General features: G+C 72.9%; 21 protein-coding genes. 12 read left to right on the top strand and 9 right to left on the bottom strand.

Annotated elements, in window-relative coordinates; translation table 11 throughout:
• Positions 1-39: 39 nt before the first annotated feature.
• Positions 40-549, bottom strand: a complete 510-nt coding sequence (locus AB0O36_RS04160) for a hypothetical protein (RefSeq protein ID WP_365103976.1) — start codon at positions 547-549, stop codon at positions 40-42.
• A 196-nt stretch (positions 550-745) separates the two neighbouring features.
• Positions 746-1,279, bottom strand: coding sequence for a sigma-70 family RNA polymerase sigma factor (locus AB0O36_RS04155; protein WP_365103746.1), 534 nt, complete (start codon positions 1,277-1,279; stop codon positions 746-748).
• 360 nt (positions 1,280-1,639) lie between these two features.
• Between AB0O36_RS04155 and AB0O36_RS04150 the strand changes: the two genes are divergently transcribed.
• Complete coding sequence (locus AB0O36_RS04150; protein ID WP_365103743.1) at positions 1,640-2,854, top strand: CapA family protein; 1,215 nt, start codon at positions 1,640-1,642, stop codon at positions 2,852-2,854.
• A gap of 253 nt (positions 2,855-3,107) precedes the next feature.
• Positions 3,108-6,422 (top strand): bifunctional lysylphosphatidylglycerol synthetase/lysine--tRNA ligase LysX, encoded by a 3,315-nt coding sequence (gene lysX / locus AB0O36_RS04145; RefSeq protein WP_365103741.1) that lies wholly within the window; start codon positions 3,108-3,110, stop codon positions 6,420-6,422.
• 98 nt (positions 6,423-6,520) lie between these two features.
• Here lysX and AB0O36_RS04140 read toward each other — a convergent pair whose 3' ends face one another.
• Positions 6,521-6,943, bottom strand: coding sequence for a secondary thiamine-phosphate synthase enzyme YjbQ (locus AB0O36_RS04140; protein ID WP_365103738.1), 423 nt, complete (start codon positions 6,941-6,943; stop codon positions 6,521-6,523).
• A 123-nt stretch (positions 6,944-7,066) separates the two neighbouring features.
• On the opposite strand from AB0O36_RS04140, the gene AB0O36_RS04135 reads away from it, so the two are divergent.
• A complete protein-coding gene (locus AB0O36_RS04135; protein WP_365103735.1) occupies positions 7,067-7,996 on the top strand; it encodes a polysaccharide deacetylase family protein in 930 nt (309 codons plus the stop codon).
• 54 nt (positions 7,997-8,050) lie between these two features.
• On the opposite strand, the gene AB0O36_RS04130 is transcribed toward AB0O36_RS04135, so the two are convergent.
• Positions 8,051-8,713 carry a class F sortase gene (locus AB0O36_RS04130; protein ID WP_365103732.1) on the bottom strand — a complete coding sequence of 221 codons (663 nt, stop codon included), beginning with the start codon at positions 8,711-8,713 and terminating at the stop codon, positions 8,051-8,053.
• 373 nt (positions 8,714-9,086) lie between these two features.
• Between AB0O36_RS04130 and AB0O36_RS04125 the strand changes: the two genes are divergently transcribed.
• Positions 9,087-9,596, top strand: a complete 510-nt coding sequence (locus AB0O36_RS04125; protein WP_365103730.1) for a hypothetical protein — start codon at positions 9,087-9,089, stop codon at positions 9,594-9,596.
• 205 nt (positions 9,597-9,801) lie between these two features.
• On the opposite strand, the gene AB0O36_RS04120 is transcribed toward AB0O36_RS04125, so the two are convergent.
• The 3 genes from AB0O36_RS04120 to AB0O36_RS04110 form a co-directional block, all read right to left on the bottom strand.
• A complete protein-coding gene (locus AB0O36_RS04120; protein ID WP_365103727.1) occupies positions 9,802-10,578 on the bottom strand; it encodes a hypothetical protein in 777 nt (258 codons plus the stop codon).
• A 188-nt stretch (positions 10,579-10,766) separates the two neighbouring features.
• Positions 10,767-11,537 carry a hypothetical protein gene (locus AB0O36_RS04115; RefSeq protein WP_365103724.1) on the bottom strand — a complete coding sequence of 257 codons (771 nt, stop codon included), beginning with the start codon at positions 11,535-11,537 and terminating at the stop codon, positions 10,767-10,769.
• A gap of 11 nt (positions 11,538-11,548) precedes the next feature.
• Complete coding sequence (locus tag AB0O36_RS04110) at positions 11,549-12,268, bottom strand: hypothetical protein (protein WP_365103722.1); 720 nt, start codon at positions 12,266-12,268, stop codon at positions 11,549-11,551.
• Positions 12,269-12,609: 341 nt separating this feature from the next.
• Between AB0O36_RS04110 and AB0O36_RS04105 the strand changes: the two genes are divergently transcribed.
• On the top strand, positions 12,610-13,473 hold the full coding sequence (locus tag AB0O36_RS04105; RefSeq protein WP_365103719.1) for an SAM-dependent methyltransferase: 864 nt from the start codon (positions 12,610-12,612) through the stop codon (positions 13,471-13,473).
• A 77-nt stretch (positions 13,474-13,550) separates the two neighbouring features.
• The gene (locus AB0O36_RS04100) at positions 13,551-15,695 is read left to right on the top strand and encodes an EAL domain-containing protein (protein ID WP_365103974.1); all 2,145 of its coding nucleotides are present in this window, start codon (positions 13,551-13,553) and stop codon (positions 15,693-15,695) included.
• Between the two features lie 126 nt (positions 15,696-15,821).
• Here the strand turns inward: AB0O36_RS04100 and AB0O36_RS04095 are convergent, their stop codons facing one another.
• Positions 15,822-16,880 (bottom strand): FAD-dependent monooxygenase, encoded by a 1,059-nt coding sequence (locus AB0O36_RS04095; RefSeq protein ID WP_365103716.1) that lies wholly within the window; start codon positions 16,878-16,880, stop codon positions 15,822-15,824.
• Between the two features lie 149 nt (positions 16,881-17,029).
• On the opposite strand from AB0O36_RS04095, the gene AB0O36_RS04090 reads away from it, so the two are divergent.
• Together AB0O36_RS04090 and AB0O36_RS04085 are read left to right on the top strand one after the other, a co-directional pair.
• A complete protein-coding gene (locus AB0O36_RS04090) occupies positions 17,030-17,656 on the top strand; it encodes a TetR family transcriptional regulator (protein ID WP_365103713.1) in 627 nt (208 codons plus the stop codon).
• Between the two features lie 239 nt (positions 17,657-17,895).
• Positions 17,896-19,203 (top strand): serine hydrolase, encoded by a 1,308-nt coding sequence (locus AB0O36_RS04085; RefSeq protein WP_365103710.1) that lies wholly within the window; start codon positions 17,896-17,898, stop codon positions 19,201-19,203.
• On the opposite strand, the gene AB0O36_RS04080 is transcribed toward AB0O36_RS04085, so the two are convergent.
• The gene (locus tag AB0O36_RS04080) at positions 19,180-20,082 is read right to left on the bottom strand and encodes a LysR substrate-binding domain-containing protein (protein ID WP_365103707.1); all 903 of its coding nucleotides are present in this window, start codon (positions 20,080-20,082) and stop codon (positions 19,180-19,182) included. The two genes, AB0O36_RS04085 and AB0O36_RS04080, sit on opposite strands and share 24 nt — an antisense overlap.
• A gap of 72 nt (positions 20,083-20,154) precedes the next feature.
• Between AB0O36_RS04080 and AB0O36_RS04075 the strand changes: the two genes are divergently transcribed.
• From AB0O36_RS04075 to AB0O36_RS04060, 4 genes are all read left to right on the top strand, one after another.
• Positions 20,155-20,880 (top strand): succinate dehydrogenase, encoded by a 726-nt coding sequence (locus AB0O36_RS04075; protein WP_365103705.1) that lies wholly within the window; start codon positions 20,155-20,157, stop codon positions 20,878-20,880.
• Positions 20,881-20,882: 2 nt separating this feature from the next.
• Complete coding sequence (locus tag AB0O36_RS04070) at positions 20,883-22,844, top strand: fumarate reductase/succinate dehydrogenase flavoprotein subunit (protein WP_365103702.1); 1,962 nt, start codon at positions 20,883-20,885, stop codon at positions 22,842-22,844.
• Positions 22,841-23,587, top strand: coding sequence for a succinate dehydrogenase/fumarate reductase iron-sulfur subunit (locus tag AB0O36_RS04065; RefSeq protein WP_365103700.1), 747 nt, complete (start codon positions 22,841-22,843; stop codon positions 23,585-23,587). The genes AB0O36_RS04070 and AB0O36_RS04065 overlap by 4 nt, the downstream gene beginning before the upstream one ends.
• Before the next feature lie 278 nt (positions 23,588-23,865).
• A complete protein-coding gene (locus AB0O36_RS04060; protein ID WP_365103698.1) occupies positions 23,866-25,722 on the top strand; it encodes a stealth family protein in 1,857 nt (618 codons plus the stop codon).
• The last annotated feature ends 50 nt before the right edge of the window (positions 25,723-25,772 follow it).

Below are 25,772 nucleotides of genomic sequence, written 5' to 3'. Positions count from 1 at the left end.
GTGAAAACCGTTGGTGAAACCGTTGCGGAAGGTTGCGCGCTAGAACAGGTGCATCGCCAAATGACCCAGAGGAAGGCCGAGTTGCCAGGCGGGGGTCCAGACGCGCGCGTTCTCGTCCAGGGCGGGCGGGTCGAAGGGGTCCGCGAACCCGTCCGGCCGGGCCGGGTCGAGGTTGGTGGCGAACAGCTCCGTGCGGTCCAGCCAGTGCCAGGCCGCGCGGGCCAGTTCCAGGTCGGGGTCCTCGCCGCGGCCCCGCTCCCGGGCCTCCTCGCCCAGCTGGAGGAACCGGGTGTGCACCCAGTCGCGCCAGGGGTGCCCGTACGCGGTGAGCGAGAGCCACTCGTCGAGCTGGGACACCACGCGGATGCCGGAGAGTTCCCCGGCCGCGTCGGAGAGGTAGATGGTCAGGGCGAGGGTGTCCCGCCCGGCCCGGAAATCCAGGGTGCCGACCGGGATCAGCCGGCCCGTGCGCAGCAGTTCGTCCGCGATGTATTCCGCGTAGAGCCAGGCCATGGGCACCGCGAGCCCGCCGTCACTGGTGCCGTTCATCCCCTCGGGCTGCACCGTTTCCACCTTCTCCCCGGTGTAGAGCTGTGCCTCGTACCCGTCGAGCCTTGCCGGAGAGGCTTCCGAACCGGGGGATGTTTACCAAACTTGAACGTTCCGATGCCGTTTCCGACGTATTCCGGACACCTCGCGTACAGCTGACGGCCGGTCCTCGCCGTCCGCCGCGGCCCGCTTCCGTTCAGGCGCCGAGCCCGTACCCCTGGAGGTCCCTCCGCAGGGCGCGCAGGGCGTAGTACGTCCGGGACTTGACGGTGCCGGCGGGAATGCCCAGCTCACGGGCGGCCTCGGCGACGGACCGGTCGCGGAAGTAGACCTGCACCAGCACCTCCCGGTGCTCCCGCCCCAGGCTCCCCACGGCCCGCCGTACGTCGATCGCGGTGACCGCCCCGGCCACCCGGTCCACGGGCGCGGCCGCCTGCTCCAGATCCTCCTGGTCGACCTCCCGGGGCCGCGACAGCCGGGCCCGGCGCGCGTCGATGGCGAGCCGCCGGGCGACCGTGAACAGCCAGGGCCGCATCGACGCGTGGTCGCTCTCCAGGGCCTCCGGGTGCTGCCAGGCCCGCACCAGGGTCTCCTGGACGAGGTCCTCGGCGCGCTGGGCGTCCCCGTGGGCGAGCCCGAGCAGGAAGCCGAACAGGGCCCGGCCGTGTTCGCGCTGGAGTTCGGCCATGGCCTGGGCGTCCGTGCGCCGGAGGGTGGGAGAGGGCGGCACCGGGTGGCTCCTTCCGGGGTCCGGGCGGGCTCGACATGCACACCCTGACCTGCACGGAGCCGCCCGGGAACCGGCGGGCGGGAGCGGTGCGCCCAAGCACCCCGGCGGCCCGGTGGACGGCAGCACTCCGCGACGAACGGTCGAACGGCGCGGCGAACGGGTGAGGCGGCCTCCGGCCCGCGGGCCCGACGGGTGAGGGGGGCCGGTCCCCGCGGCAGTGGTCCTTGACTTCGCCCGCCAACTTCTATGGATTGCAGATGATCCGATCGTCATACATCGGGTCACCACACATCGGATCGTCATGCGTCGGATCGCCGGGCACGGGACCGCCGGGCGTACGGGGATGAAGGAGCTGGGCAGATGACCACGCGCACCCGGCGGGCCGCCGCCGTCCTGTCCGCCCTCCTGCTGTCGGCGGCCGCCGCCGGCTGCTCCGCCGACGGCGACCAGGCCGCCGGACGCACGGGGACCGACACGGCTCGCCGCGCCTCCGGCCACCCGCAGCCCTCCGGCGCACCCGGCACCTCCGCGCCGCACGGCTTCACCCTGGTCGCCAGCGGTGACGTCCTCCCGCACACCTCGGTCATCAACCACGCCCGCGCCGACGCGGGCGGCGACGGCTACGACTTCCGCCCGATGTTCTCGAAGGTCAAACCGGTAGTCTCGGCCGCCGACCTCGCCCTGTGCCACATGGAGACCGTGTACGGGGACGAGGACGGCCCGTTCAGCGGCTACCCGGCCTTCGTCTCCCCTCCGCAGGTGGCCGAAGGACTCAAGGACGCCGGGTACGACGGCTGCTCCACCGCGTCGAACCACACGCTCGACGACGGCGCGGACGGCCTGCGCCGCACCCTGGACCGGTTCGACGCGGCGGGGCTGAAGCACGCCGGTTCGGCCCGCACCGCCGCCGAGGCGGCGTCCCCGCCGGTGTACCGGGCGGGCGGCGCGAAGGTCGCACACCTCGCGTACACCTACGGCACCAACGGCAACCCGATGCCGGAGGGCATGCCCTGGGCGGTGGCCCCGATGGAACGGGACAGGATCGTCGCCGACGCGCGGGCCGCCCGCCGGGCCGGCGCCGACGTGGTCCTGGTCAGCCTGCACTGGGGCACCGAGTGGCAGACCGACCCGGACGAGCAGCAGCTCTCCCTGGGCCGCGCCCTGACCGCCTCCGCGACCGGCGGACGGCCGGACATCGACCTCATCCTCGGCACCCACGCCCACATCCCGCAGGCGTACGAGAAGGTCAACGGGACCTGGATCGTCTACGGCATGGGCGACCAGGTCGCCGGCACCATGTTCAACCACTCGGGCGACTTCGACGCGCGCGGGAACTACGGCTCCATCGCCCGCTTCCGCTTCGAGCCGCCCGCCGCGTCGGGGCAGCGCTGGCGGGTCACCCGCGCCGAGTTCATCCCGCAGTGGATGGACCTGAGCGCCGGTCGCGTGATCAACCTTCCGGCGGGCCTGGCCGCCGACCCGGACCGAGGGGACTACGAAACCGCGCAGGACGCGATCACCGAGGCCGTCCTGAGCCGGGGCGCCACCGCCCAGGGGCTGACCATGGGCCGCTGACGGGGCCGCTGACGGGGCCGCTGACGGGGCCGCTGACGGGGGTAGCGACGCGGCCACGGACCTGGCCCCCGACGTGGCCGCCGACGGGCCGCCGACGGTCAGGCGCAGCCGCAGGACGGCAGGACGGCCGGAGGGCCAGACGGCCGGACGGCCGGACAGCCGGACCGCCGGACGGGCAGCCGGACCGCCGGCCGGGCACCGGACCGGCTCCGCCGGGAAGCGGAGCCGGGCGCCGAAAATTACCCTGCGGAACATGAGCGTCAGCGCAGCTCCCCGCCAGGAGACCCGCAGGACCGGGAACACCTTCCTCCACCAGGTCCCCGACGGATTCGCCGCGTTCTTCGGCGTACTCGGCCTCCTGTGCGCCCTGCTGGCGCTCTCCCCGACGCTGCGCCGCCTGCTCCGCCCGCTCGTCCGGTTCATCGACCTCACCCTGGTGCCGGTCAGCGAGAACCTCGCCTACGCCGTCTTCCTCTTCCTGCTCGCCGCCGCCCTCGGCACCCGCAAGAAGGTCGCCTGGTGGATCGTCGTCACCTATCTGGCCCTGCTGGTCCTCACCGACCTGCTGATCCTGCTGGACGGCTCCTATCCGCTGCTGGAATCGGTCCCGTCCGGCGTCATCGGCATCGCCGCCCTGGTCGTCCTCGTCCTCGCCCGCAAGGAGTTCTACGCCGCCTCCCGCCCCGGGGCGCTCTGGCGCGCCCTGCTCGTCCTCGGCCTCGGCCTGCTCGCCGCGGTCCTCGTCGGCTGGGGCCTGGTCGCACTGTTCCCCGGCACCCTGCCGCGCGACGAGTGGCTGGACTGGGCGGCCAAACAGGTCTTCGGCGGACTCTTCTCCGCCCGCCAGTTCGCCGGCCGCCCGCCCCGCCCGCTCTACTTCCTGCTCGGCCTGTTCGGCGCGCTCGCCCTGCTGAACGCGGCCGCCACCCTCTTCCGCTCGCAGCGGCTGACCGCCGCCCTGCACGGCGACGAGGAGCCCCGGATCCGCGCCCTGCTCGGCGCGTACGGGCGCAACGACTCGCTGGGCTACTTCGCGACCCGCCGCGACAAGGCGGTGGTCTTCGCCCCCAGCGGCAAGGCCGCCGTCACCTACCGAGTCGAGGCCGGCGTCTGCCTGGCCAGCGGCGACCCGGTGGGGGACCCGGTCGCCTGGCCCCCCGCCATCGACACCTGGCTGGCCGTCGCCCGCCGCTACGGCTGGCAGCCGGCCGTGATGGGCGCCTCCGAAGCGGGAGCGACGGCGTACGCGGGGTCCGGGCTGGGCGCGCTCCAGCTCGGCGACGAGGCCATCCTGCAGGTCGCCCACTTCGACCTCGACGGGCGCGACATGCGGGTCACCCGGCAGGCCGTCAACCGGGTCCGGCGCACCGGCGCCACCGTCCGCATCCGCCGCCACTCCGCTCTCGGCGACGAGGAGATGGAGCGGATCATCGACCGCGCCGACCACTGGCGCGACACCGAGACCGAGCGCGGCTTCTCCATGGCCCTGGACCGGCTCGGGGACCCCGCCGACGGCGACTGCCTGCTGGTCGAGGCCCTGGACGCGGACGGCCGGCTGATCGCCCTGCTCTCCTTCGTCCCCTGGGGCCGGGACGGGATCTCCCTGGACCTGATGCGCCGCGACCGGGCCGCCCCCAACGGGGTGATGGAGTTCATGGTCTCCGAGCTGTGCGCCACCGCGCCCCGGCTGGGCGTCCGCCGGATCTCGCTCAACTTCGCCGTGTTCCGGTCGGTCTTCGAGGAGGGCGCCCGGATCGGTGCCGGCCCGGTCCTGCGGATCTGGCGCAGGCTGCTGCTGTTCTTCTCCCGCTGGTGGCAGCTGGAGGCCCTGTACCGCTCCAACGTGAAGTACGGGCCCGAGTGGTACCCGCGCTTCCTCTGCTACCAGGACGCCGGCTCGCTGGCCCGGGTCTCGCTCGCCTCCGGCATCGCCGAGGGCTTCGTCTCCGTACCGAGCCTGCGGAGGATGTGGGGCAAGGGCCACCCCAAGGGCGTCACCGCCCCCGCGACCACCGCGGGCCTGCCGCCGATCGCCTCGCTCGGCCTGGAGGAGGCCGGAGCCGGGCCGGGGGCGCCCGCCGAACGGCTCCCCGAGCAGGTCCGGGTACGGCACGCCAAACTCGGCCGGCTGGTCGCGGCCGGCACCGATCCCTACCCCGTCGGCATCCCGCCGCGCACCCACACGGCGGCGGACCTGCGCGCGGCCCACCCCGGCCCGCCGGCCGGCGCCCGGACCGGCGGGCAGGCCACCGTGGCCGGGCGGATCATGGTGGTGCGCGACCTCGGCGGCGTGGTCTTCGCCGTGCTCCGGGACTGGTCCGGGGACGTCCAGCTGATGTTCACCCGGGACGAGTCCGGACCGGCGGTGGTGGACTCCTTCACCTCCCAGGTCGACTTCGGCGACCACGTGCTGGCCACCGGGGAGGTCGGCACCAGCCGGAACGGCGAGGTGTCCGTCGTCGTCTCCTCCTGGCAGCTCACCGGCAAGTGCCTGCGCCCCCTGCCGGACAAGCGCAAGGGCCTGGCCGACCCCGAGGCCCGGGTGCGCCGCCGCTACCTGGACCTGGTCGCCAGCCCGGAGGCCCGCAACGTGGTCCGGGCCCGGTCCACGGCGGTCCAGGCGCTCCGCCAGGGGCTGCTGGACCGTGGCTTCCTGGAGGTCGAGACCCCGATGCTCCAGCAGATCCACGGCGGCGCCAACGCCCGGCCGTTCCGTACCCACATCAACGCCTACGACCTGGACCTGTACCTGCGCATCGCCCCCGAGCTGTACCTCAAACGGCTGTGCGTCGGCGGCATGGAGAAGGTCTTCGAGATGGGCCGCACCTTCCGCAACGAGGGCGTCTCCCACAAGCACAACCCCGAGTTCACGATGCTGGAGGCGTACCAGGCGTTCGCCGACTACGACGTGATGCTCGACCTGACCCGGGAGCTGATCCAGGGCGCCGCCACCGCCGCCTTCGGCTCCCCGGTCGCCCGCAAGGCCGGCCCCGACGGCCGGCTCACCGAGCACGACATCTCCGGGACCTGGCCGGTGAAGACCCTCTACGGGGCGGTGAGCGAGGCCCTGGGCGAGGAAGTCGACGCGGACACCGGGGAGCAGGTGCTGCGCCGCCTCTGCGACCGGGCCGGGGTCCCGCACGGCCCCGAGGACACCCGGGGGGACGTGGTGCTGGAGATGTACGAGCGGCTGGTCGAGGAGAAGACCCAGCTCCCCACTTTCTACAAGGACTTCCCCACCGACGTCTCCCCGCTGACCCGGCAGCACCGCCGGGACCCCCGGCTCGCCGAGCGCTGGGACCTGGTGGCCTTCGGCACCGAACTGGGCACCGCCTACTCGGAGCTGACCGACCCGGTGGAGCAGCGCCGCCGTCTCACCGCCCAGTCCCTGCTGGCCGCCGGCGGCGACCCGGAGGCGATGGAGCTCGACGAGGACTTCCTGGACGCCCTGGAGTACGCCATGCCCCCGACCGGCGGCCTCGGCATCGGCGTGGACCGCCTGGTCATGTTCCTCACCGGCCTGACCATCCGCGAGACCCTGCCCTTCCCGCTGGTCCGCCGCGGCTGACCCGTCCGGCGCGGGAACGACCCTTCAGCCCAGGAGACCCGTTCGGCCCAGGGGACCCGTTCGGCCCAGGAGACCCGTTCAGCCCGGGCAGGAGCCGTTCAGCCCAGGAAGGACAGGCGTACCTGGCGGTGGGGGTTGTCCTGGTTGGTGTCCACCAGGCACACCGACTGCCAGGTGCCGAGGGCGAGTTCGCCGCCGATCACCGGCAGGGTGGCGTGCGGGGCGACCAGCGCGGGCAGGACGTGGTCCCGGCCGTGGCCGCGGCTGCCGTGGCGGTGCTGCCAGCGGTCGTCGGCGGGCAGCAGGTCGGTGAGCGCGGCCAGCAGGTCGTCGTCGCTGCCCGCGCCGGTCTCGATGACGGCGATGCCCGCCGTGGCGTGGGGGACGAAGACGTTGAGCAGTCCGTCGCGGCCCCCGGCGGCGGTGTCCAGGAAAGCGGTGCAGGCGGCGGTCAGATCGTGCACCCGCTCGCCGGTGCCGGTGGTGACGTCGAGTACCTGGGTGCGGAAGTTCCCGTTCATGCCTCATATGGTGCCGTCCGGCCCGGGCGTGGCGCGGGACGGACCTCGGCCGACCGGGTGAGGGGGCGGCGGCACGTGCGCGACTCTCGACTTCTCCGGGGGTCTCGTTGATACGTAGAACTAATGAAAAACGATGAGCTGTCTACGGGGAGGCGGTTCGTACTGCGCGCCGCCGTGTTCATCGGGGTCGCGGCCGCCGCCGGGCTGATCGGCGAACAGCAGGCCGTCCCGCCCGGCGCACCCGCCGCGGGAGGGCCGACCGGGTCCGCCGGAGGACCGGCCGGCGCCGCCGGGAGCGCCGGCACCGGCGCGGGCCCCGGGGGAGCGGCCGGGGCCGGAGGCGCGCCCGGCCTGCGCGCGCAGGGGCCGCCCCCGTCGACGTACCGGCTCAAGCCCAGCCTCAACGAGGCCCCGCCGCGCTACCGGCGCGGCCCCCTCGCCGTGCGCGACAGACCCATCCTGGAGCTGCCCGTCACCCCGAGCACGGGCAGCTCCATGGTGCTCACCTTCGACGACGGGCCCGACCCCCGGTACACCCCCGGCATCCTGGACACGCTCGCCCGCCACGGCCAGCGGGCCGTGTTCTTCCTCTGCGGGGAGATGGCCGACGTCCACCGGGACCTCGTACGCCGCATGGCCGCCGAGGGACACGTCATCGGCAACCACACCTGGACGCACCCGCTCATCCCGAAGCTCTCCCGCCCCGCCCTCGCTTCCGAGATCGGCCGCACCAGCGACGTCGTGGAGCAGATCACCGGAGAGCCGCCGCTGTGGTTCCGCGCACCGTTCGGCGCCTGGAACCGCGCGGCCTTCGAGATCGGCGCGGAGCTCGGCATGGAGCCGCTGGCCTGGACCGTGGACACCCTGGACTGGAAGGAGCCGGGCACCGGCACCATCGTCTCGCGGGTCCTGCGGGGCGCCGGCCCGGGCGTGATCGTGCTCAACCACGACGCGGGCGGCAACCGCTCGCAGAGCGTCGCCGCCCTGCACAGCTACCTTCCCCAACTCCTCGACCGCGGCTACCGGATGACCCTGCCGGTGGCCCCGCACTGAGCACCCCGGAGCACCGGCCGCGGGAGGGGCCCTCCCGCGGCCGGGGAAGCCGCCCTACCGGGCCTCCACCATCCGCGCGAAGACCACCACGTTGCCGTCGTAGCCCTTCGCCTTGGAGTAGCCGCCCCCGCAGGTGATCACGCGGAGCTCGGCGTGCCCGGTGTCCCCGTAGACCCGGGATCCGGGGAAGGAGTCCTTGGCGAACACCTCCACGCCGTACACCTCGAACACCGCGGTGCGCCCGTCGTACCGCTCCACCTCGATGCGGCTGCCCTTGCGGACCGATCCCAGCCCGTAGAACACCGCCGGCCCGCGCGCGTTGTCGACATGGCCGACGAGCACCGCGGAGCCCTGCTGGCCCGGCGAGATGCCGTTGAGGTACCAGCCGGCGAGGTTGTTGTCCTCGGCCGGCGGTGCGTCGATCCAGCCCTGGGCGTCCAGCCCCACCGTCATCACCGGTGCGTCCACGCTGATGGACGGGATGCGGATCCGCTGCACCGACGAGTGGTCCAGCATCCGCATCCCCAGCGGCACCTGCGGCGCCTCCGCGGGCAGCTGGTCCGGCGTCACCTTGACCGCGGAGGCCGCGGTGGGCTGCGGCGGTCCGTCGTCGATGTTCGACCCGTTCCGCATCATGGCCAGCCCGGAGAGCAACACCAGGGCGATGACGCCCCAGGGGGAGCGCCGCCTGCGCGGCGGCTCGTCCTCCATGAACATGGTTCCCTTCCCGACGCGGGGGTCCCGGCCCGCGTTCGAAGTCCCTCCCCGGCGCCGTCGTGCCGGCCTCCCCGACGCCCATGTTCACGCACGCTAAGCGCACACGGGCGGTACGGCGAGGGGGGAAGGGCGAACGGGTGGTGGGCCCGGAAGGGGTGCGCCCGTCCGGGTAATCGTCACATGAATGTCTGACGGGGTGTGACCTGCGGATCCGTCACCGGAGCGGTACGCCGCTCGGCGTGTCGGTCAACCGGGCGGCCCAAAGCCGGACATGCGCTGGTTGCGGAGCGGCCTGAGGGTTGCGTCCAGGGAGGCGTTCTCGTCGATCATCCCGGGCCACCGCTCCGGGGCGCTTTCCGCTGGAGGTTCCACCATGCGTGCCTTTCGCGCTCTTACCGTGACGGCGGCCGTCTTCGCCGCCGTCGGACTCAGCGCCCCGTTCGCCGCCGCGGACCCGCCGGGCACGGGCATCGGCGGCCAGGGCCCGAGCAACGTCTCGGTCAACCCGTTCTCCGTGCACCAGGGCTCCACGATGCAGGTGAGCGCGACCGGCTGCGGCCACGGCGGCACGGTCTCCGCGCCGGGAACCTTCTCGCCGGCCAACCTCTCGGCCGGCACGGTCGGTTTCGCCAATGTCCGGATCTTCAACCACGCGTCGCCCGGAACCCACACGCTGCAGGTCAAGTGCAACGACAGCAGCCTCATCGCCACGCACCGCTTCCAGGTGCTCCTCGGCAGGGGTGCGCAGGGCGGTCTCGGCGGGTCCTTCGGCCCGTCGCCGGCCGAGACCGCCATCGGTGCGGGCCTCGTCGGCACCTCCGCCCTCGGCGCGGGCATCCACCTGATGCGCCGTCGCCGCCCGGTCCGCGGGCGGGTCGCCTGACCGGTCTGGACCTCCCCGGTCTGTGCCCCCGCACCGCCGGTCGTCCCGGGTCCCGGCGAGGACCCGGGACGACGCCTTTGCTCCGGCAAGCACCGGCAGGCACGGTCGAGTTCCGTCTGACACCGGCAGGTGCCGGCGGGCGTCGTCGTGCACCGGTGGGCTCCGGAGGGCGCCGGGTGTTCCGGCGGGGTCCGGCTCCTACGGGTCAGTGCCTGCGGGCGGCGGCCCGGCGGCAGAGGGCGTACGCCGTGCCGGCCGCGGCGGCCACCAGCAGGGTGGCCCCGGCGGCGATCTCGGCGGGGTTCGACCGGGTGATGCTGCCGCCGAGCCCGCCGCGTACGCCGAGCGTGGCTCCGGTGCCCGTACCCGTACCCGTACCCGTACCGGTGCCCGGGACGGTGCCCGTACCTGTTCCGGTGCCCGTAACGGTGCCGGTGCCCGTGCCCGAAGTGGCCCGGGGCGGCACGGGGGTGGGCGCGGGCGGGACGACGGGCGACGCGGCGGGCGGCAGGGCGGGACGTACGGCGGGCGGAACCGCGGACGGGAGGCCGGGTGCGATGGCGGACGGGGTGGCCCGGACGGTGGCCGTGGAGCGGGCCGTCGGGGAACTCGTGCCGCCGGCGATGGTGAGGTCGGCGGAAACGGTCTCGCCGTTGCAGGTGAAGGCCACCGAGTACTGGGCTCCGCGGCGGGCGTCACGGTCGACGGTCACCCGTGCGCTCCCGCCGCGCGGGATGCTCACGGAGTCGAAGACCCCGGAAGAGGCCACGGCGTAGGCGGCGTTGCAGTTCGTGACGGCGAGCCGCAGTGCGCCGCCCGGTGCGACCGTCGAGGGGGTGAGGGTGCCGCCGAACGGGCTGGTCTGGGCGGGCGCGACCTCGTCGGGAACAGACGACGCGCCGGCGGCGGACACACCCCACAGGAGGGTGACGCCGGCGCCGGCGGTGAGCAGGGCTGTGGCAGAGGCACGTATCGCACCCATGGCTCGTCTCCGGATCCCGGGGCGCGGCCGCGGAACGATTCCGCCGTGGGGGGCGTGCCGCACCTCGTTGTCCGTCACGCTAGGACGGTCCGGGGACACCCGCGATCAGGGCCGGGCGAACGGGTCATCGTCGTCCGCCGAACCGGGTAACGGGGGCTCCGATCAGGTTTGGGTCCGGCCCGGTGGGGTCAGCCGCCCAGGTCCAGATGCGGGAACTGCTGGAGGAAGGGCTCGGCGGTGGCGGCGATGCCCCGGCCGTAGGGGGCGTCGAAGTCCCAGATCAGGAACAGCAGGAAGGCGATCAGCGCGCTGAACAGACCGGCCAGCAGCATCTCCCGGAACGAGCGCCGGATCTGCAGCGCGAAGATCATTCCCACGGTGACCAGGGCGCCGATGATCAGGCCGAACCACACCACTCCGGGCATGGTGTCCCCGGCGCTCCCGGCCCGGCTGGACCGTGCGTCGTCGACCAGGGCGACCTGGTCGACGAGGGGCTGGTACGCCTGGCCCTCGTGGTCGGTCTGGGGCTGGTAGTCGGTCACGTCCCGGCGGATGCGGTCCAGCAGCTCGGCGCCCTTGTCGGTGACCTCGCCGGTGTCGCCCATGGCCTTCCACTCGGTGGTGACCACATGGGTGACGTAGGCGTCCACGTCGGACCTGATCCGGGCCCGGACCTCGGGCGGGTAGACCTCGGCCCGGACGCTGACCTCGTGGAGGGCCTGGGCCTCCTGGCGTACGTATTCCTGGGCTGCCCCGCGGCCCTCCCAGACCCCGGCTATGGCCAGACCGAGCACGATCGCGTAGATCACGCCGATCATCATCGTCATGTACTCGATGACGTCCGGGGTCTCCGACGGATCGTCGTCCTCGCTGATCCTCCGGTGGTTGAAGAAGGCGATGGACAGCACCACGGCACAGGCCGCGGCCATCGCGAGCGACAGCACGAGCCATTCCGACAAGGGAACTCCAATCAGCGCGGCCGCAGCGCGGCGAGTGCGAGCACCGCGGGGGCCGTGGCGAGCAGGGTGAAGGTGACCGGGTTGATCCGGTGCCGGTCCGGCTTCTTCCGCGCCGGGGCGTGGTAGGCGGGCCGGGCCACCGCGGCGGGCGCCGCGGGCGGGACGACCACGGGCGGGGGCGGCTTGGGCGCCGCACGCGGCCGGGGCGGCGGGGGCGGCTGGGGAGTCCGGGACGCCGGGGCCGGCTTCGGGGCGGGCGGGGGCGGGGGCTTGGGCACCGGTTCGGGCGGCGGCTCGGGTGCGGGCGGGGGCTTCGGCGTCGGCGTCGGCTTCGGGGTGGGTTTGGGCGTGGGCTTGGGGGTGGGCTTGGGGGTGGGCTTGGGCGGCGGCGGGGGAGTGGGCTTCGGCGGCTTGGGGCACGGAGGCGGCGGGGGCGGCGGGCAGTGGTGTCCGCCGTGCGGCCGTCCGTGGTGCTTCCCGTGTTTCCCGTCGTGCTTGCCCGGGGGCTTGCAGTGGTGGGGGCCGCCGTGATGTCCGCCACCATGGCCGTACCCCTGGCCGCCGTCCCGGCCACCTGATCCGGCGATCGCGACCAGGGTCGTCCCGCTGCCTGACCCCGTCGTGTCCACGGATGCATAGGCACAGCTATCGGCCACCGCAGGAACGCCGGACAGGGCCGCCCACAGCAGCACCGGGACCGCGAGGAGGTGCCTGGCTGAAGCTCTCTTCACCCCGGGAGCATGGGCCCGGGGCTGTCGGGGCACGCGCCGGGCGGCCGGGGTTCCCCTGAACGGGTGATGTTCGGACCGTGGAGGTTTGAGCCAACCATCCTGCAAGTCCTGAGCGTTCACCCACCATTCCCCAAAAGGGATTTGTCGGTTTCGGTCAATCATGCGTCACCGGATCGGGAGGGGCCGCCGGGGCCTTTGATGTGTGACGAAGAACGGATCACCAATTTCCGCTTTTGCTCGCCCTGTTGGGAAATGATCAGTACATTCGGCTCGGACAGCTGTCCGACCCCCACGTGGAACCAGACCATGGTGCAGACCATGGCCAACGCCTTGGAGATCCGATGGAGCGCCCCGCCTGGGCCCCGCCAGGTATCGACATATCGGTGCCGAGTGTGTCCCGCATCTACGATTACTACCTGGGCGGCTCGCACAATTTCGAGGTGGACCGGCAGGCGGCCCGCCGCGCGATGGAATTCATCCCGGGGCTCCCGAAGATCATGCAGGCGAACCGGGCGTTCATGCGCCGGGCCGTCCGGTACGCCGCCGGCGAGGGCATCACCCAGTTCCTGGACATCGGGTCCGGCATCCCCACCTTCGGCAACGTCCACGAGGTCGCACAGGCCGCCACCCCGCAGGCCCGGGTCGTCTACGTCGACCACGACCCGGTCGCCGTCGCCCACAGCCGCGCCGTCCTGGCGGGCGACGACCGCACCGCCGTCGTCGGCGCGGACCTCCGCAAGCCCCAGTCCATCCTGACCAGCGCCGAGGTCTCCGGACTCCTCGACCTGAGCCGCCCGGTGGCCCTGCTCCTGGTCGCCGTCCTCCACTTCCTGGAGGACGCGGACGAGCCCTACGCCGCCGTCGCCGAACTGCGCGAGGCGCTCGCCCCGGGCAGCCTGCTGGTGCTCACCCACGCCTCCTTCGAGGGCATCCCGGTGCCCAAGGAGCAGGCCGCGGGCACCGTCGGCGTCTACCGGGACATCCGCAACCCGCTCGTGATGCGGACCGGCGAGCAGGTCGCCCGCTTCTTCGAGGGCTTCGAGCTGGTCGAGCCGGGCCTGGTGGCGATGCCCCTCTGGCGCCCGGACGGCTCCCGGGGTGCCCAGGGCTCCCACGGGACCGACGGCTCCGGTGGCCCGGTCGGAGACCTGCAGGAGGACCCGTACGCGTTCTCCGGTTTCGGCGGCGTGGGACGCAAGGCGTGAGAACCCCGGCCCACATCCCGGGCACGGCGGAACCGGGCCGCCCCGGCCGACGGGGCGGCGCGGCTCCGGCCGCCGTCCTGCCGGGCGGCGCGCAGGACGGGGCCGAGGACCGGGTCGCGCGGTTCGCCACCATCTGGAGCCGCGCCATCTTCCCCGTCACGGCCACCTCCCTCACCCGGCCCGAGCTCGAACAGCACCTCCTCCCGCTGGCGCGCACGCTCACCGCGGCGCTGCACGCCCGCCCCTTCGACCCGGCGGCCGGCCAGCAGGTGGGCGCCGGTCTGATCGGCCTGCACTGCACCGACCCGGAGGCCCTGGCGGGCACCCTCGGCGTGGTCGAGGCGTACCTGGTCCTCTACTGCGGGCCGCAGGGCACCGGCACCGAGGAGGCGGAGGAGTACCGGGCCCGCTGCGCCCGGCTCCAGCACGGCATCGCGGCCGGCTTCGCCCGCGCCCTGCGCGAGCGCACCCGCAGCGAGCAGGAGGCCATCGCCCGCTCCGCCATCACCGCCAGCTCGGACGCCCAGCAGGCCCTGCACGCCAGCGAGGCCCGGTTCCGCGCGGTCTTCGAGGGCGCCGCCATCGGCATAGGCATCGCCGACCTGGAGGGCAACATCCTCGAGGTCAACGACGCCCTGCTGCGCATGTTCGGCGGCCTGGACGGCCACGTCCGGGGCCGCAACGTCAGCGAGTGGGGACATCCCGACGACGGCCCGAACGTCTGGAAGATGTACGGGGAGCTGGTCCGCGGCGAACGGGAGCACTACCGGGCCGAGAAGCCGTACTACCGGCACGACGGCACCGTGCTCTGGACCAATCTGACGGTGTCCCTGCTGCGCGACGCGGAGGGCCGCCCGCAGTACCAGCTCGCGCTGATGGAGGACACCACCGAGCGCCGGCTGCTCAACCTTCGCCTCCGCTACGAGGCCACGCACGACGCGCTCACCGGTCTGCCCAACCGGACCCTGTTCTTCGAACGGCTGGAGAAGGCGCTGAGCGGCTCGCAGGGCACCCGCTTCGGCCTGTGCTATCTGGACCTGGACGGCTTCAAGGCGGTCAACGACAGTCTCGGTCACTCGGCGGGCGACCGGCTGCTGGTGGAGGTCGCGGACCGGCTGCAGAGCTGCGCCACCGGGCCCGGGGAGGTCGTCGCCCGGCTGGGCGGCGACGAGTTCGTGGCCCTCACCACCAGGCTCGACGCCGAACGCGACGTGACCGACCTCGCCGTGCGGATCCTGTCCACGCTCGCCGCGCCGATCCGGCTCGAAGGCCGGGAGCTGAGCGTGCGCGGCAGCATCGGCATCGTGGAGGGCGCGGCGGGCGAGCGCACCGCCGCCGAGGTGCTGCGCAGCGCCGACATCACCATGTACCGGGCCAAGGCCGCGGGCGGCAACCGCTTCGAGTTCGCCGACGCGGAGGCCGATGCCCGGGCCATCACCCGGCACGGGCTGACCAACGCGCTGCCCGCCGCCCTGGAACGGGGCGAGTTCTTCATCGAGTACCAGCCGCTGGTGCATCTGCACGACGGCAGCGTGCACGGCGCGGAGGCCCTGGTCCGCTGGTCGCACCCGCAGTACGGGGTCCTCGGCCCGGACCGCTTCATCCCGCTGGCCGAGCGGACGGGGCTGATCGTGCCGCTCGGACGCTGGGTGCTGGAGGAGGCCGTCCGGCAGGCCCGCACCTGGCAGCGCGAGCGCGGCGGCCCGCTGCGGATCAACGTCAACCTGTCGCCGACGCAGCTCCACCACCCCGGCTTGGTGGCGGACACGGTGGCCGTGCTGGAGAACTCGGGGCTGGCCCCCGGCGCGCTCTGCCTCGAAGGCACCGAATCGGCGCTGATCGGAGCGGACGACGAGCTCCTCGAACCGCTCCACCGGCTCGCGGAACTGGGCGTGGACATCGCCCTCGACGACTTCGGCACGGGCTACTCGAACCTGGCGAACCTGCGCCGGCTCCCGGTGAGCGTGCTGAAGCTGGACCGCTCCTTCACCCAGGGCATGCAGCAGCAGCCGGCCGACCCGGTGGACGTGAAGATCGTGGAGGGGATCGTCGCACTGGCCCACAGCCTGGAACTGGCCGTGACCGTGGAGGGCGTGGAGACCAGGGCACAGGCCACCCAGCTCCGCGACCTCGGCTGCGACACGGCCCAGGGCTGGTACTACGCCCGCCCCGGCGCCCCGGACCGCATCCACGCCCTCTCCCTGTCGGACGCCACCCCCTAGAGGGCCCGTCCGGCGGACCGTGGCCGGGGCCGACCCTGATCCGCCGGACAGGCCCTGGCCGCCGCGAACCGGTCCGTGCCGGCGTCCCGGCCCGGGCCGGTCCGCCGCGGACCGGGGGGGCGCTCCTCAGCCCAGCCCCGCCTCCGTGCCGGTGCCCGGGGTCCGGGTCGCGGTCACGACGCGGCGCATGCGCTCGGTGCTGTCGGCCAGCAGGTGGGCGGCGGCCGCGAGGCGCTCGGACTCGTAGACGTCCGGGGTCGTCTCCCCGCCGAGGGCGCGGGCCAGGGCGGCCGCGTCCTGCAGGCCGGTGTTCATGCCGAGGCCGCCGGCTATCGGATGGACGTGCGCCGCGTCGCCGGCGAGGAAGGCCCGTCCCTCCCGCAGCCGGCCGGCCATCCGGACGTTGACCCGCCAGGTCGACATCCAGGACGGGTCGACCGGCCGGATCCCCGGCATGCGGGCGTGCCGGTCGAACAGCCGCCGGAAGCCCTCCGCCGACGGCGGGAGGGTCCGACCTTCCGTGTCCGTCTCGGGCGAGGACTGGAGCTGGAAGACGTCCGTGCCCGGTATCGGACAGAGCATCATGGCCCCGCCGTCCGAGGTGAACCACTGGTGCCAGAACCCGCGGCTCAGCCCGGGTGCCCGGACATCGCCCACCACCATCGACTGCCCCTCGTCCGTGTACCCCTCGAACGGGATCCCGAGCAGCCGGCGCACCGTACTGCCTCCGCCGTCGCACCCGGCCAGCCATTCCGCGCGGATCGTCCGGCCGTCCGGCAGGGTCGCCGTGACCCCCTGCGCGTCCTGGGCGATCCCTGCCACGCGGGCACCCCACTCGACCGAGCCGCCGAGCTCCGCGAGGCGGCGGCGCAGCACGTCCTCGATCTGCCACTGGCCGATGAAGAGGGTGCCCGGGACGACGGTGTCGTCGATGTGCTCGCCGTCGAAGTACTTGCGGAAGACCAGCTCCGGGTTCCCGACGGCCCTGATCCGATCGGCGACCCCGAGCTGCTCCAGCACCGCCAGGCCGGCCGCGTTGAGCGTCTTGCCGCGCGATTCCCCGTGCGGCCCGTCCCGCCCGTCGACGACCCGGACCGCGATCCCGCGCCGGGCCAGTTCGCATCCGAGTGCGAGACCGGTCGGTCCGGCGCCCACGACCAGTACCCCCGCTGACGTGTCCGTCATGTCCTGCCCCTCCGTCGGTTCCGTCGCTTCGATGGATCAATGAAAGCGTGCCCGAGTCAAAAATGCAACCCGGTCAACAATGTGGCCGGGACGAAAAATTGATCCGGGCAAAAAGATGACCCGGTTGCCGTTCGTGCTATGCTGGCCCCATGGAGTCGACCGCGCCCGGGCTGCGAGAAGCCAAGAAACTGCGCACCCGCCGCCTGCTGGCGGCGACCGCGATGGAGTTGTTCCTCGAACGGGGCTTCGAGGCCGTCTCGGTGGCGGACGTCGCCGCCGCGGCGGAAGTGTCCAAGCCGACGCTGTTCCGGTACTTCCCGACCAAGGAGGACCTGGTCCTCGACCGGTTCGCCGACCACCAGGACGAGGCGGCACGGATCGTGCGCGCCCGCCCGGAGGGCGTCGGCCCGGTCGAGGCCCTGCACCGCCACTTCATCGGGGCGCTGCGCGAACGGGACCCCATCACCGGACTGAACGACCACCCGGACGTGGTGGCCTTCCAGCAGCTGCTCTACTCCTCGCCGGGACTGTCCGCCCGGATCGCGCACTACACCGCCCGCGAGGTGGAACTCCTCGCCGAAGCCCTGGAATCCGGGGCCGGGTACGAGACCCCCTTCGCCGCCCGACTCGCGGCGCTGTGCCTGGTGACGGCCCGCCACGAACTCGGCAAGGAGAACTGGCGGCGGATCGCCGCGGGCCGCAGCGCCGACGAGTGCCACGCCGACGCGGTCGCCGACGCCGACCGGGCCTTCGGGATGCTCGCGGGCGGGCTCTGACCGGCTCCCCGTCCCCGTGCGGTCGTGACCCCGCCCCCCCCCCCCCCCCGCCAGGCTGACCCCCGTCTGGTGGGGCCGTAACCCCGTCCCCCGTGTGGCCGTAACCCGGTCCGCCGTGCGGGGGTGCGCGGCCCCACCTAGCCTGATACGGAAGCGTCGTCCTCGTCGGGCAGGAGGCTGCCGTGAGGTATCTGAGGCATACGCAGAAGCGTCGTCCCCTGGTGTGCCGGAGGGCGTGCGTGGGGCTCGCCGCGGCAGGGCTGCTGGCCGTACCGGTGCAGAGTGTTGTGGCCCACGCCGCGCAGCCCACCCCGCAGCCGAGTGCGTCGGCGCAGCCGTCACCCGCCGGTGGCTTCCCGGTCCTCGACGACGCGACGGAGGCCCGGCTGGACGCCGCCATCCAGGACGTACTGAAGAAGACCGGTGTCCCCGGCGCCATCGTGGGGCTGTCGGCACCCGGCAAGGGCGAGTACACGCGGGCCTTCGGGGTGGCCGACAAGGCCACCGGCAAGGAGATGACGCCCAATCTGTACTCGCGCATCGGCAGCGAGACCAAGACCTTCACCGTGACGGCCCTGCTCCAGCTCGCCCAGGAAGGCAAGGTCGGCCTGGACGACCCCATCGGCAAGTACGTCGAAGGCGTCCCCAACGGCGACCGCGTGACCCTGCGGGAGCTCGCCGGGATGCGCAGCGGGCTCCTCAGCTACACCCAGACCGAACCCTTCTACAAGGCGCTCACCAGCGACCCCACGCGCTACTTCACCCCCCGACAGCTGCTCGACTTCGCCTTCGAGGCGCCCGAGCCGGTGCTCTTCGAGCCGAACGCGGAGTTCAACTACTCCAACACCAACCTGATCCTGCTCGGCCTGGTGGTCGAGAAGATGTCCGGACAGCCGCTGGGTGACTACATCCGCGACCACATCCTCAAGCCCGCCGGGATGAGCCGCACCAGCTTCCCCAGGGGGCCCGAGTTCCCGACCCCGCACGCCCAGGGCTACACCCAGCAGACGGCGTCGGGGAAGACGGAGAACGCCACCGACTGGAACCCCTCCTGGGGCTGGGCGGCCGGCGCGATGATCTCCGACCTGCGGGACATGAGGACCTGGGCCAAGACGCTGGCCACCGGCACCTTCCCGGACGGCACGCGGATGGTCAGCCCCGGGATGCAGAAGCAGCGGCTCACCACCCCGCCGACCGCGATCCCCGGTGCCGGATACGGCCTGGGCATCTTCGACGTGCAGGGCTGGATCGGCCACAACGGCTCACTGCCGGGCTACCAGTCGCTCACCATCTACCTGCCGGAAGAGCAGGCCACCCTGGTGGTGCTGCTCAACACCGACATCCCGTACGGGCCGCAGCACGAGGAGCCGAGCACCGTCTTCGGGCAGGCGATCACCCAGGTCGTGACCCCGGACCACGTCTACAACCTGCCGCCGGTCACCCAGCAGAACCCCAAGTCCTCGGCACCCGCCACCCCGGCCTCCCCCGCCTCCCCGGCCTCTCCGTCCTCCGCCTCACCCGCATCACCCACCACCCCCGCCTCCTGACCCGGCCAGCAGCATCCGCTTCAGCTCGCGCGCCGCACGCGGCGGTGCCACGTCCGTGCGGTGCGCGAGCGCGATGGTGCGCCGCAGCGGCGACCCCGCCAGCGGAGTGACGCGTACGCCCGGCCCGGTGGTCCCGGCGACCATCGCCGGGACCACCGCCAGCCCCAGGCCCGCGCGGACGAAGCCGAGCACCGCGTCCATCTCGCCGCCCTCCACGGTGAAGGCCGGCTCGAAGCCCTCCGCCCGGCAGGCCGCCACCGTCAGTTCCCGCAGGTCGTAGCCGTGCCGGAACATCACCATCGGCTCCTCGCGGAGCGCCGCGATGGTGAGCGGCCCGCCACCGCCCGGCACCGGAACGGCATCCGAGGAGATCACCACCAGGTCCTCCGTCAGCAGCTCCATCGTGGTCAGGGCGGGCGCGGCCGGCGGCAGCGGCAGCGCGATCAGCGCCAGGTCCAGCGCGCCCCGGGCCAGTTCCCGCACCAGGTCGTGCGAACCGCTCTCCTCGATCAGCAGCTGGATCCCCGGATGTGCGGCGTGGAAGTCCCGGAGCACCCCGGGGAGCAGGCCCGTGCACAGGCTGGGCGTGGCCCCCAGCCGGACCCGGCCCCGCTGCAGCCGGGCCAGCTCCTGGACCTCCAGCCGGGCGGTGTCCGCATCGGCGAGGATCCTGCGGGCCAGCGGCAGCAGCGCCTCACCGGCATCGGTCAGCGCGATGTTGCCGCGCGCCCGGCTGAACAGCTCGGCACCCAGCTCCCGCTCCAGGGCCCTGATCTGCTGCGAGAGCGAGGGCTGGGCGACATGGACCCGTTCCGCGGCCCGGGTGAAGTGCCGGGTCTCCGCGACGGCCACGAAATAGACGAGCTGCTGAAACTGCATAGATCCTTCCTATCAAGATGACCGTCATCATGTCTTGGACCTTTCGGGGGGCCGGTCCTTACCGTCAATGGCATGGCTCTGGCAACGCGCACCCGGAAGGGAACCCGGACACCCGCCCGGACGGGCTCCCCGGCCCCCTCGTTCTGGGGATCCACCCTCGGCAAGAAGGCCGTCATGGCGGTCTCCGGGCTGATCATGCTCGGCTATCTCGTCGTGCACATGCTCGGAAACCTCAAGATCTTCTTCGGGGCCGACGAGTTCAACGGCTACGCGCACTGGCTGCGCACCCTGGGCTCGCCCTTCCTGCACCACGAGTGGGCCCTGTGGATCGTCCGGGTGCTCCTGGTCGCCGCCGTCGTCGCGCACGGCGTGTCCGCCTACCAGCTCAGCCGCCGCGACATCAAGGCCCGTCCGGTGAAGTACGCGCACAAGCGCCGCCGGGCGAGCTACGCCACCCGCACCATGCGCTGGGGCGGCATCATCCTCGGCCTGTTCATCGTCTGGCACCTCCTCGACCTGACCACCCTCACGGTCAACGAGCGCGCCTGGGCCGGCCACCCGTACGAGAACGTCCTCGCGACCTTCTCCACCTGGTACGGGAACACCATCTACCTCGTCGCCATGGCAGCCCTCGGCCTGCACGTCCGCCACGGCTTCTGGGCCGCCGCCCAGACCCTCGGCGCCGGCCGCGCCCGCCGCGACAAGGTCCTCAAGACCACGGCCAATGCCCTGGCCCTCCTCCTGTTCGCCGGGTTCGTGTCCGTCCCGGTCGCCGTCATGACCGGAGTGGTGAGCTGACCATGTCCCCCGAGACCCCCTCCTACGCGCACTACACCACCGGCGAACCCCTCGCCGACACCAAGGCCCCCGAGGGCCCGATCGCCGACCGCTGGGACCGCCGCCGCTTCGAGGCGAAGCTGGTCAACCCGGCCAACCGGCGCAAACACACCGTGATCGTCGTCGGCACCGGCCTGGCGGGCGGTGCCGCCGGCGCGACCCTCGCCGAGCAGGGCTACCACGTGGTCCAGTTCTGCTACAGCGATTCGCCGCGCCGCGCCCACTCCATCGCCGCCCAGGGCGGCATCAACGCCGCGAAGAACTACCGCAACGACGGGGACTCGGTCCACCGCCTCTTCTACGACACCGTCAAGGGCGGCGACTTCCGGGCCCGCGAGTCCAACGTGCACCGCCTCGCCCAGATATCCGTCGAGATCATCGACCAGTGCGTCGCCCAGGGCGTCCCCTTCGCCCGCGAGTACGGCGGCCTGCTCGACACCCGCTCCTTCGGCGGCGTCCAGGTCTCCCGCACCTTCTACGCCCGCGGCCAGACCGGCCAGCAGCTCCTCCTCGGCGCCTACCAGGCGCTCTCCCGGCAGATCGCCGCCGGGAACGTCGAGATGCACGCCCGCACCGAGATGCTCGACCTGATCGTCACCGACGGCCGCGCCCGCGGCATCGTCGCCCGCGACCTGATCACCGGCGAGATCTCCACCCACTTCGCGGACGCCGTCGTCCTCGCCACCGGCGGCTACGGCAACGTCTTCTACCTCTCCACCAACGCCATGAACTCCAACGCGACCGCCGTCTGGCGGGCGCACCGGCGCGGCGCGTACTTCGGCAACCCCTGCTTCACCCAGATCCACCCCACCTGCATCCCGCGCACCGGCGACCACCAGTCCAAGCTGACGCTGATGAGCGAGTCCCTCCGCAACGACGGCCGGATCTGGGTCCCCAAGGCGGAGGGCGACACCCGCCCCGCCGCCGCCATCCCCGAGGAAGAGCGCGACTACTACCTGGAGCGCATCTACCCCTCCTTCGGCAACCTCGTCCCCCGCGACATCGCCTCCCGCGCCGCCAAGAACGTCTGCGACGAAGGCCGCGGCGTCGGAGCCGGCGGCCAGGGCGTCTACCTCGACTTCGCCGACGCCATCCGCCGCATGGGCAAGGACAAGGTCGCCGAGAAGTACGGCAACCTCTTCGACATGTACGAGCGGATCACCGCGGAGAACCCCTACGAGGTCCCGATGCGGATCTACCCCGCCGTGCACTACACCATGGGCGGCCTCTGGGTCGACTACGACCTCCAGACCACCGTCCCCGGCCTGTTCGCCATCGGCGAGGCCAACTTCTCCGACCACGGGGCCAACCGCCTCGGCGCCTCCGCGCTGATGCAGGGCCTCGCCGACGGCTACTTCGTCCTCCCGTCCACCATCAACGACTACCTCGCCCGCCACCCGCACCACGACACCGTCGACACCTCCCACCCCGAGGTACGGGCGGTCCTGGACGAGACCCGGACCCGCATCGAGAGGCTGCTCGCCGTCGACGGCGACCGCACCCCCGACTCCTTCCACCGCGAGATCGGCGAGCTCATGTGGGAGTACTGCGGCATGTCCCGCACCGACGCCGGACTCCGCAAGGCACTGGCCCGCATCCCCGAGATCCGCGAGGAGTTCTGGCGGCGGATCAAGGTGCCGGGCAGCGGGGAGGAGCTCAACCAGTCGCTGGAGAAGGCCAACCGGGTCGTCGACTACCTGGAGCTCGCCGAGCTGATGTGCCTCGACGCCCTCCACCGCGAGGAATCCTGCGGAGGCCACTTCCGCGAGGAGTCCCAGACCCCGGACGGCGAGGCCGCCCGCCGCGACGAGGAGTTCGGCTACGCCGCCGCCTGGGAGTTCACCGGCGACGCCAAGCCCCCCGTCCTGCACAAGGAAGACCTGGTCTTCGAGTACGTCCACCCCACCCAGCGGAGCTACGCATGAGGATCGACCTGCGCGTCTGGCGGCAGAAGAACGCCGACGCCCCCGGCAGCATGGTCACGTACGAGGTCGACGGCGTCTCGCCCGACATGTCCTTCCTGGAGATGCTCGACACGCTCAACGAGGACCTCATCCTGCGCGGCGAGGAGCCCGTCGCCTTCGACCACGACTGCCGCGAGGGCATCTGCGGCGCCTGCAGCCTGGTCATCAACGGCGACGCCCACGGACCCGAGCGCACCACCACCTGCCAGCTGCACATGCGGTCCTTCTCCGACGGCGACACCATCGACGTCGAGCCCTGGCGGGCCTCCGCCTTCCCCGTGGTCAAGGACCTGGTCGTGGACCGCAGCTCCTTCGACCGCATCATCCAGGCGGGCGGCTACATCACCGCCCCGACCGGATCCGCACCCGAGGCGCACGCCACCCCGGTGCCCAAGGCCGACGCCGACCATGCCTTCGAGAACGCCGAATGCATCGGCTGCGGCGCCTGCGTGGCGGCCTGCCCCAACGGCTCCGCGATGCTGTTCACCTCGGCCAAGATCAACCACCTCAACGTGCTGCCCCAGGGCGCCCCGGAACGCGAGACCCGGGTCCTGGACATGGTCGCGGCCATGGACGACGAGGGCTTCGGCGGCTGCACCCTCACCGGGGAGTGCGCGACCGCCTGCCCGAAGGGCATCCCGCTGCCGTCGATCGCCGCGATGAACCGCGAATGGCTGCGCGCGGTCCGCAAGGGAGGACACTGACGCACGGCCTCGCGCACGGCCTTGCGTGCGGCCTGGCACACGGCCTTGCGCTTCGCCTTGTGTGCGGGCTTCCCGGCGCTGACCTGGGCACACCGGCCGGGGGCCGCCCGCAGCCGGTGCCCTCGAACCGCGTGACGTGAAGATCTGCACAGGCGTGCTCAGGACACTTGCGTGATTCCTGAACGGCAGGAAAGGTTGGGGTGAAGACGCGGCATCCGCCCTGCCAGGTCCCGTCACCTCGGGTGCCCAGCAACAGGCATACCCATGAGGTGACTGAATTGTCTCGCTTTCCGCTGACCAAAAAGCTGCGCCGCGTGGCCCGGACGGTGCTGCACCGTTCTCCGCTCCGGCCGGGTGTCCCCACCCAGCCCACGCCGACGCAGCGCGAACGGCTCGACGCGCCGGCCGCGGCGGCAGCGCCCGCGGCTCCGGCCCGGACCCGCGACGACGAACTGCTGGAGACACTGACCGGTGTCGTCCGCCACCGCGGCCGGGTGGCCGTGGTCCGTGACGACCTGCTTCCCGCCGGCGCCCGCGACGCCAACCTCCGCACGGCCGCCGAAGCCCTGGAGGCGGCCGGGCTCCCGTACGGCCTGGTGCCCGACGGCGGCCTCCTCCACCGGATCGCGGTCGGCCCCGGTGACCGCGAGGCGGCCCTCAAGGCGCTCGCGGAGGCGTGCGCCGGCCTGCCGGTGTACGCGGTGCTGCTCGGCGACGGGGGAGAGCTGGGGGAGGTCCTGGCGGAACGGCTCCCCGAAGCGGTCGCCGAGACGGAGCACCCCGAAGTGGAGGCCCCCTCCGACGGCGGCGACGGCAGCGCCGACCCGAACGACGCCGACGCGGACGATGCCGACCCGAACGACGCCGACCCGAACGACCCCGACGCCGTCGACCCCGCCAGGCAGGTCAAGGGCATCCGCCTCCACCGGCCCGTGGTGACCTCCGGCCGCACCGTCCACTACGGCGCCGACCACGGCTGCGACCTGGAGTTCTACGACGCCGACAACGACGGCACCGGCGGCGTCGCCGCCCTCCGCGAGACCCCGTACGGCTGGTGGGTGCCCTCCCTCGCGGCGACCACGACCACCCGCGTCGGCGACCGCGACTACCCCGTGGTCGACGCCTTCGCCCGCAGTTTCGCGCCCGACGTCGACTTCCCCGTCGACGCGGTGATCACCTGGGTCGACGCCTCCGACCCCGACTGGAGCCGGCGCCGCCGGGAGACCCGCGCCGTCCTGGCCGGCACCGCCGCCCCCGTCGACGACGCCGAACACCGCTACCGCGACCGCGGCGAACTGCGCTACTGCCTGCGCTCCCTCGCCGCCCACGCGCCCTGGATCCGCCGCATCTTCCTGGTCACCGACAACCCGGTGCCGGACTGGCTGGTCACCGACCACCCGGGCCTCACCGTCGTGACCCACCAGGAGATGTTCGCCGACCCCGGCGCCCTGCCCGTCTTCAACTCGCACGCCATCGAGACCCAGCTGCACCGCATCCCCGGCCTCGCCGAGCACTTCCTCTACTTCAACGACGACATCTTCCTCGGCCGCCCGCAGCTGCCCGGCGCCTACTTCCTCCCCTCCGGACTGCCCAAGGTCTTCCACGACTGGCGGGCCATCCCGCCGGACGTCCCGGGCTCCGAGGACGACGTCTACACCGCCTCGCAGAAGGCCACCCGCCGCGCCGTCGAGGAGGCCGCGGGCCGGACGTACGTCCGCATCCTGGCGCACACTCCCTACCCGCTCAGCCGTTCCCTGTGCACCGCCGCCGAGGAACGCTTCCCCGGAGAACTGGCCGCCACCGGCCGCTCCGCCTTCCGCAGCGCCACCGACCTCGCCCCGGTCACGCTGGCCGCGCACCTCGCCCTGGCCACCGGCCGGGCCGTCGAGGGCGACCTCGCCCACGAGTACTTCGGGACGGGCTGGCAGGACACCGTCCACCGCCTGCCCGAGCTGGTCCACCACCGCTGGGCCGACGCCTTCTGCCTCGCCGACGACGACGGTGACGAGCTGTCCGCGGCCGAACAGGAGCGTGCCGTGGCCGCTTTCCTCGAGGCGTACTTCCCGGTGCCCTCGCCGTACGAGCACCGGCCGGAGCACGCCGGGCCCGCGGAGGAGTCTGAGCCGATCGGCTGACCCGCACCCTCCGGCCCGCGCCGGACGGGACCCGCGACCGGGCCATGGGC

This window comes from Streptomyces sp. NPDC089799 (genome assembly GCF_040684755.1).
Classification (GTDB): domain Bacteria; phylum Actinomycetota; class Actinomycetes; order Streptomycetales; family Streptomycetaceae; genus Streptomyces.
The sequence above is the reverse complement of the archived record's forward strand: the minus strand, read 5'-3'. Positions and strand labels throughout refer to the sequence as shown.

Bases quoted from the DNA above. Each gene is read 5' to 3' on its own strand.
- AB0O36_RS04160 (WP_365103976.1), bottom strand. From the start codon at position 549: ATGAACGGCACCAGTGACGGCGGGCTCGCGGTGCCCATGGCCTGGCTC.
- AB0O36_RS04135 (WP_365103735.1), top strand. From the start codon at position 7,067: ATGAAAAACGATGAGCTGTCTACGGGGAGGCGGTTCGTACTGCGCGCC.
- AB0O36_RS04125 (WP_365103730.1), top strand. From the start codon at position 9,087: ATGCGTGCCTTTCGCGCTCTTACCGTGACGGCGGCCGTCTTCGCCGCC.
- AB0O36_RS04090 (WP_365103713.1), top strand. From the start codon at position 17,030: ATGGAGTCGACCGCGCCCGGGCTGCGAGAAGCCAAGAAACTGCGCACC.
- AB0O36_RS04140 (WP_365103738.1), bottom strand. From the start codon at position 6,943: ATGAACGGGAACTTCCGCACCCAGGTACTCGACGTCACCACCGGCACC.
- AB0O36_RS04080 (WP_365103707.1), bottom strand. From the start codon at position 20,082: ATGCAGTTTCAGCAGCTCGTCTATTTCGTGGCCGTCGCGGAGACCCGG.
- AB0O36_RS04070 (WP_365103702.1), top strand. From the start codon at position 20,883: ATGTCCCCCGAGACCCCCTCCTACGCGCACTACACCACCGGCGAACCC.
- AB0O36_RS04150 (WP_365103743.1), top strand. From the start codon at position 1,640: ATGACCACGCGCACCCGGCGGGCCGCCGCCGTCCTGTCCGCCCTCCTG.
- AB0O36_RS04120 (WP_365103727.1), bottom strand. From the start codon at position 10,578: ATGGGTGCGATACGTGCCTCTGCCACAGCCCTGCTCACCGCCGGCGCC.
- AB0O36_RS04065 (WP_365103700.1), top strand. From the start codon at position 22,841: ATGAGGATCGACCTGCGCGTCTGGCGGCAGAAGAACGCCGACGCCCCC.
- AB0O36_RS04130 (WP_365103732.1), bottom strand. From the start codon at position 8,713: ATGTTCATGGAGGACGAGCCGCCGCGCAGGCGGCGCTCCCCCTGGGGC.
- AB0O36_RS04105 (WP_365103719.1), top strand. From the start codon at position 12,610: ATGGAGCGCCCCGCCTGGGCCCCGCCAGGTATCGACATATCGGTGCCG.
- lysX (WP_365103741.1), top strand. From the start codon at position 3,108: ATGAGCGTCAGCGCAGCTCCCCGCCAGGAGACCCGCAGGACCGGGAAC.
- AB0O36_RS04095 (WP_365103716.1), bottom strand. From the start codon at position 16,880: ATGACGGACACGTCAGCGGGGGTACTGGTCGTGGGCGCCGGACCGACC.
- AB0O36_RS04075 (WP_365103705.1), top strand. From the start codon at position 20,155: ATGGCTCTGGCAACGCGCACCCGGAAGGGAACCCGGACACCCGCCCGG.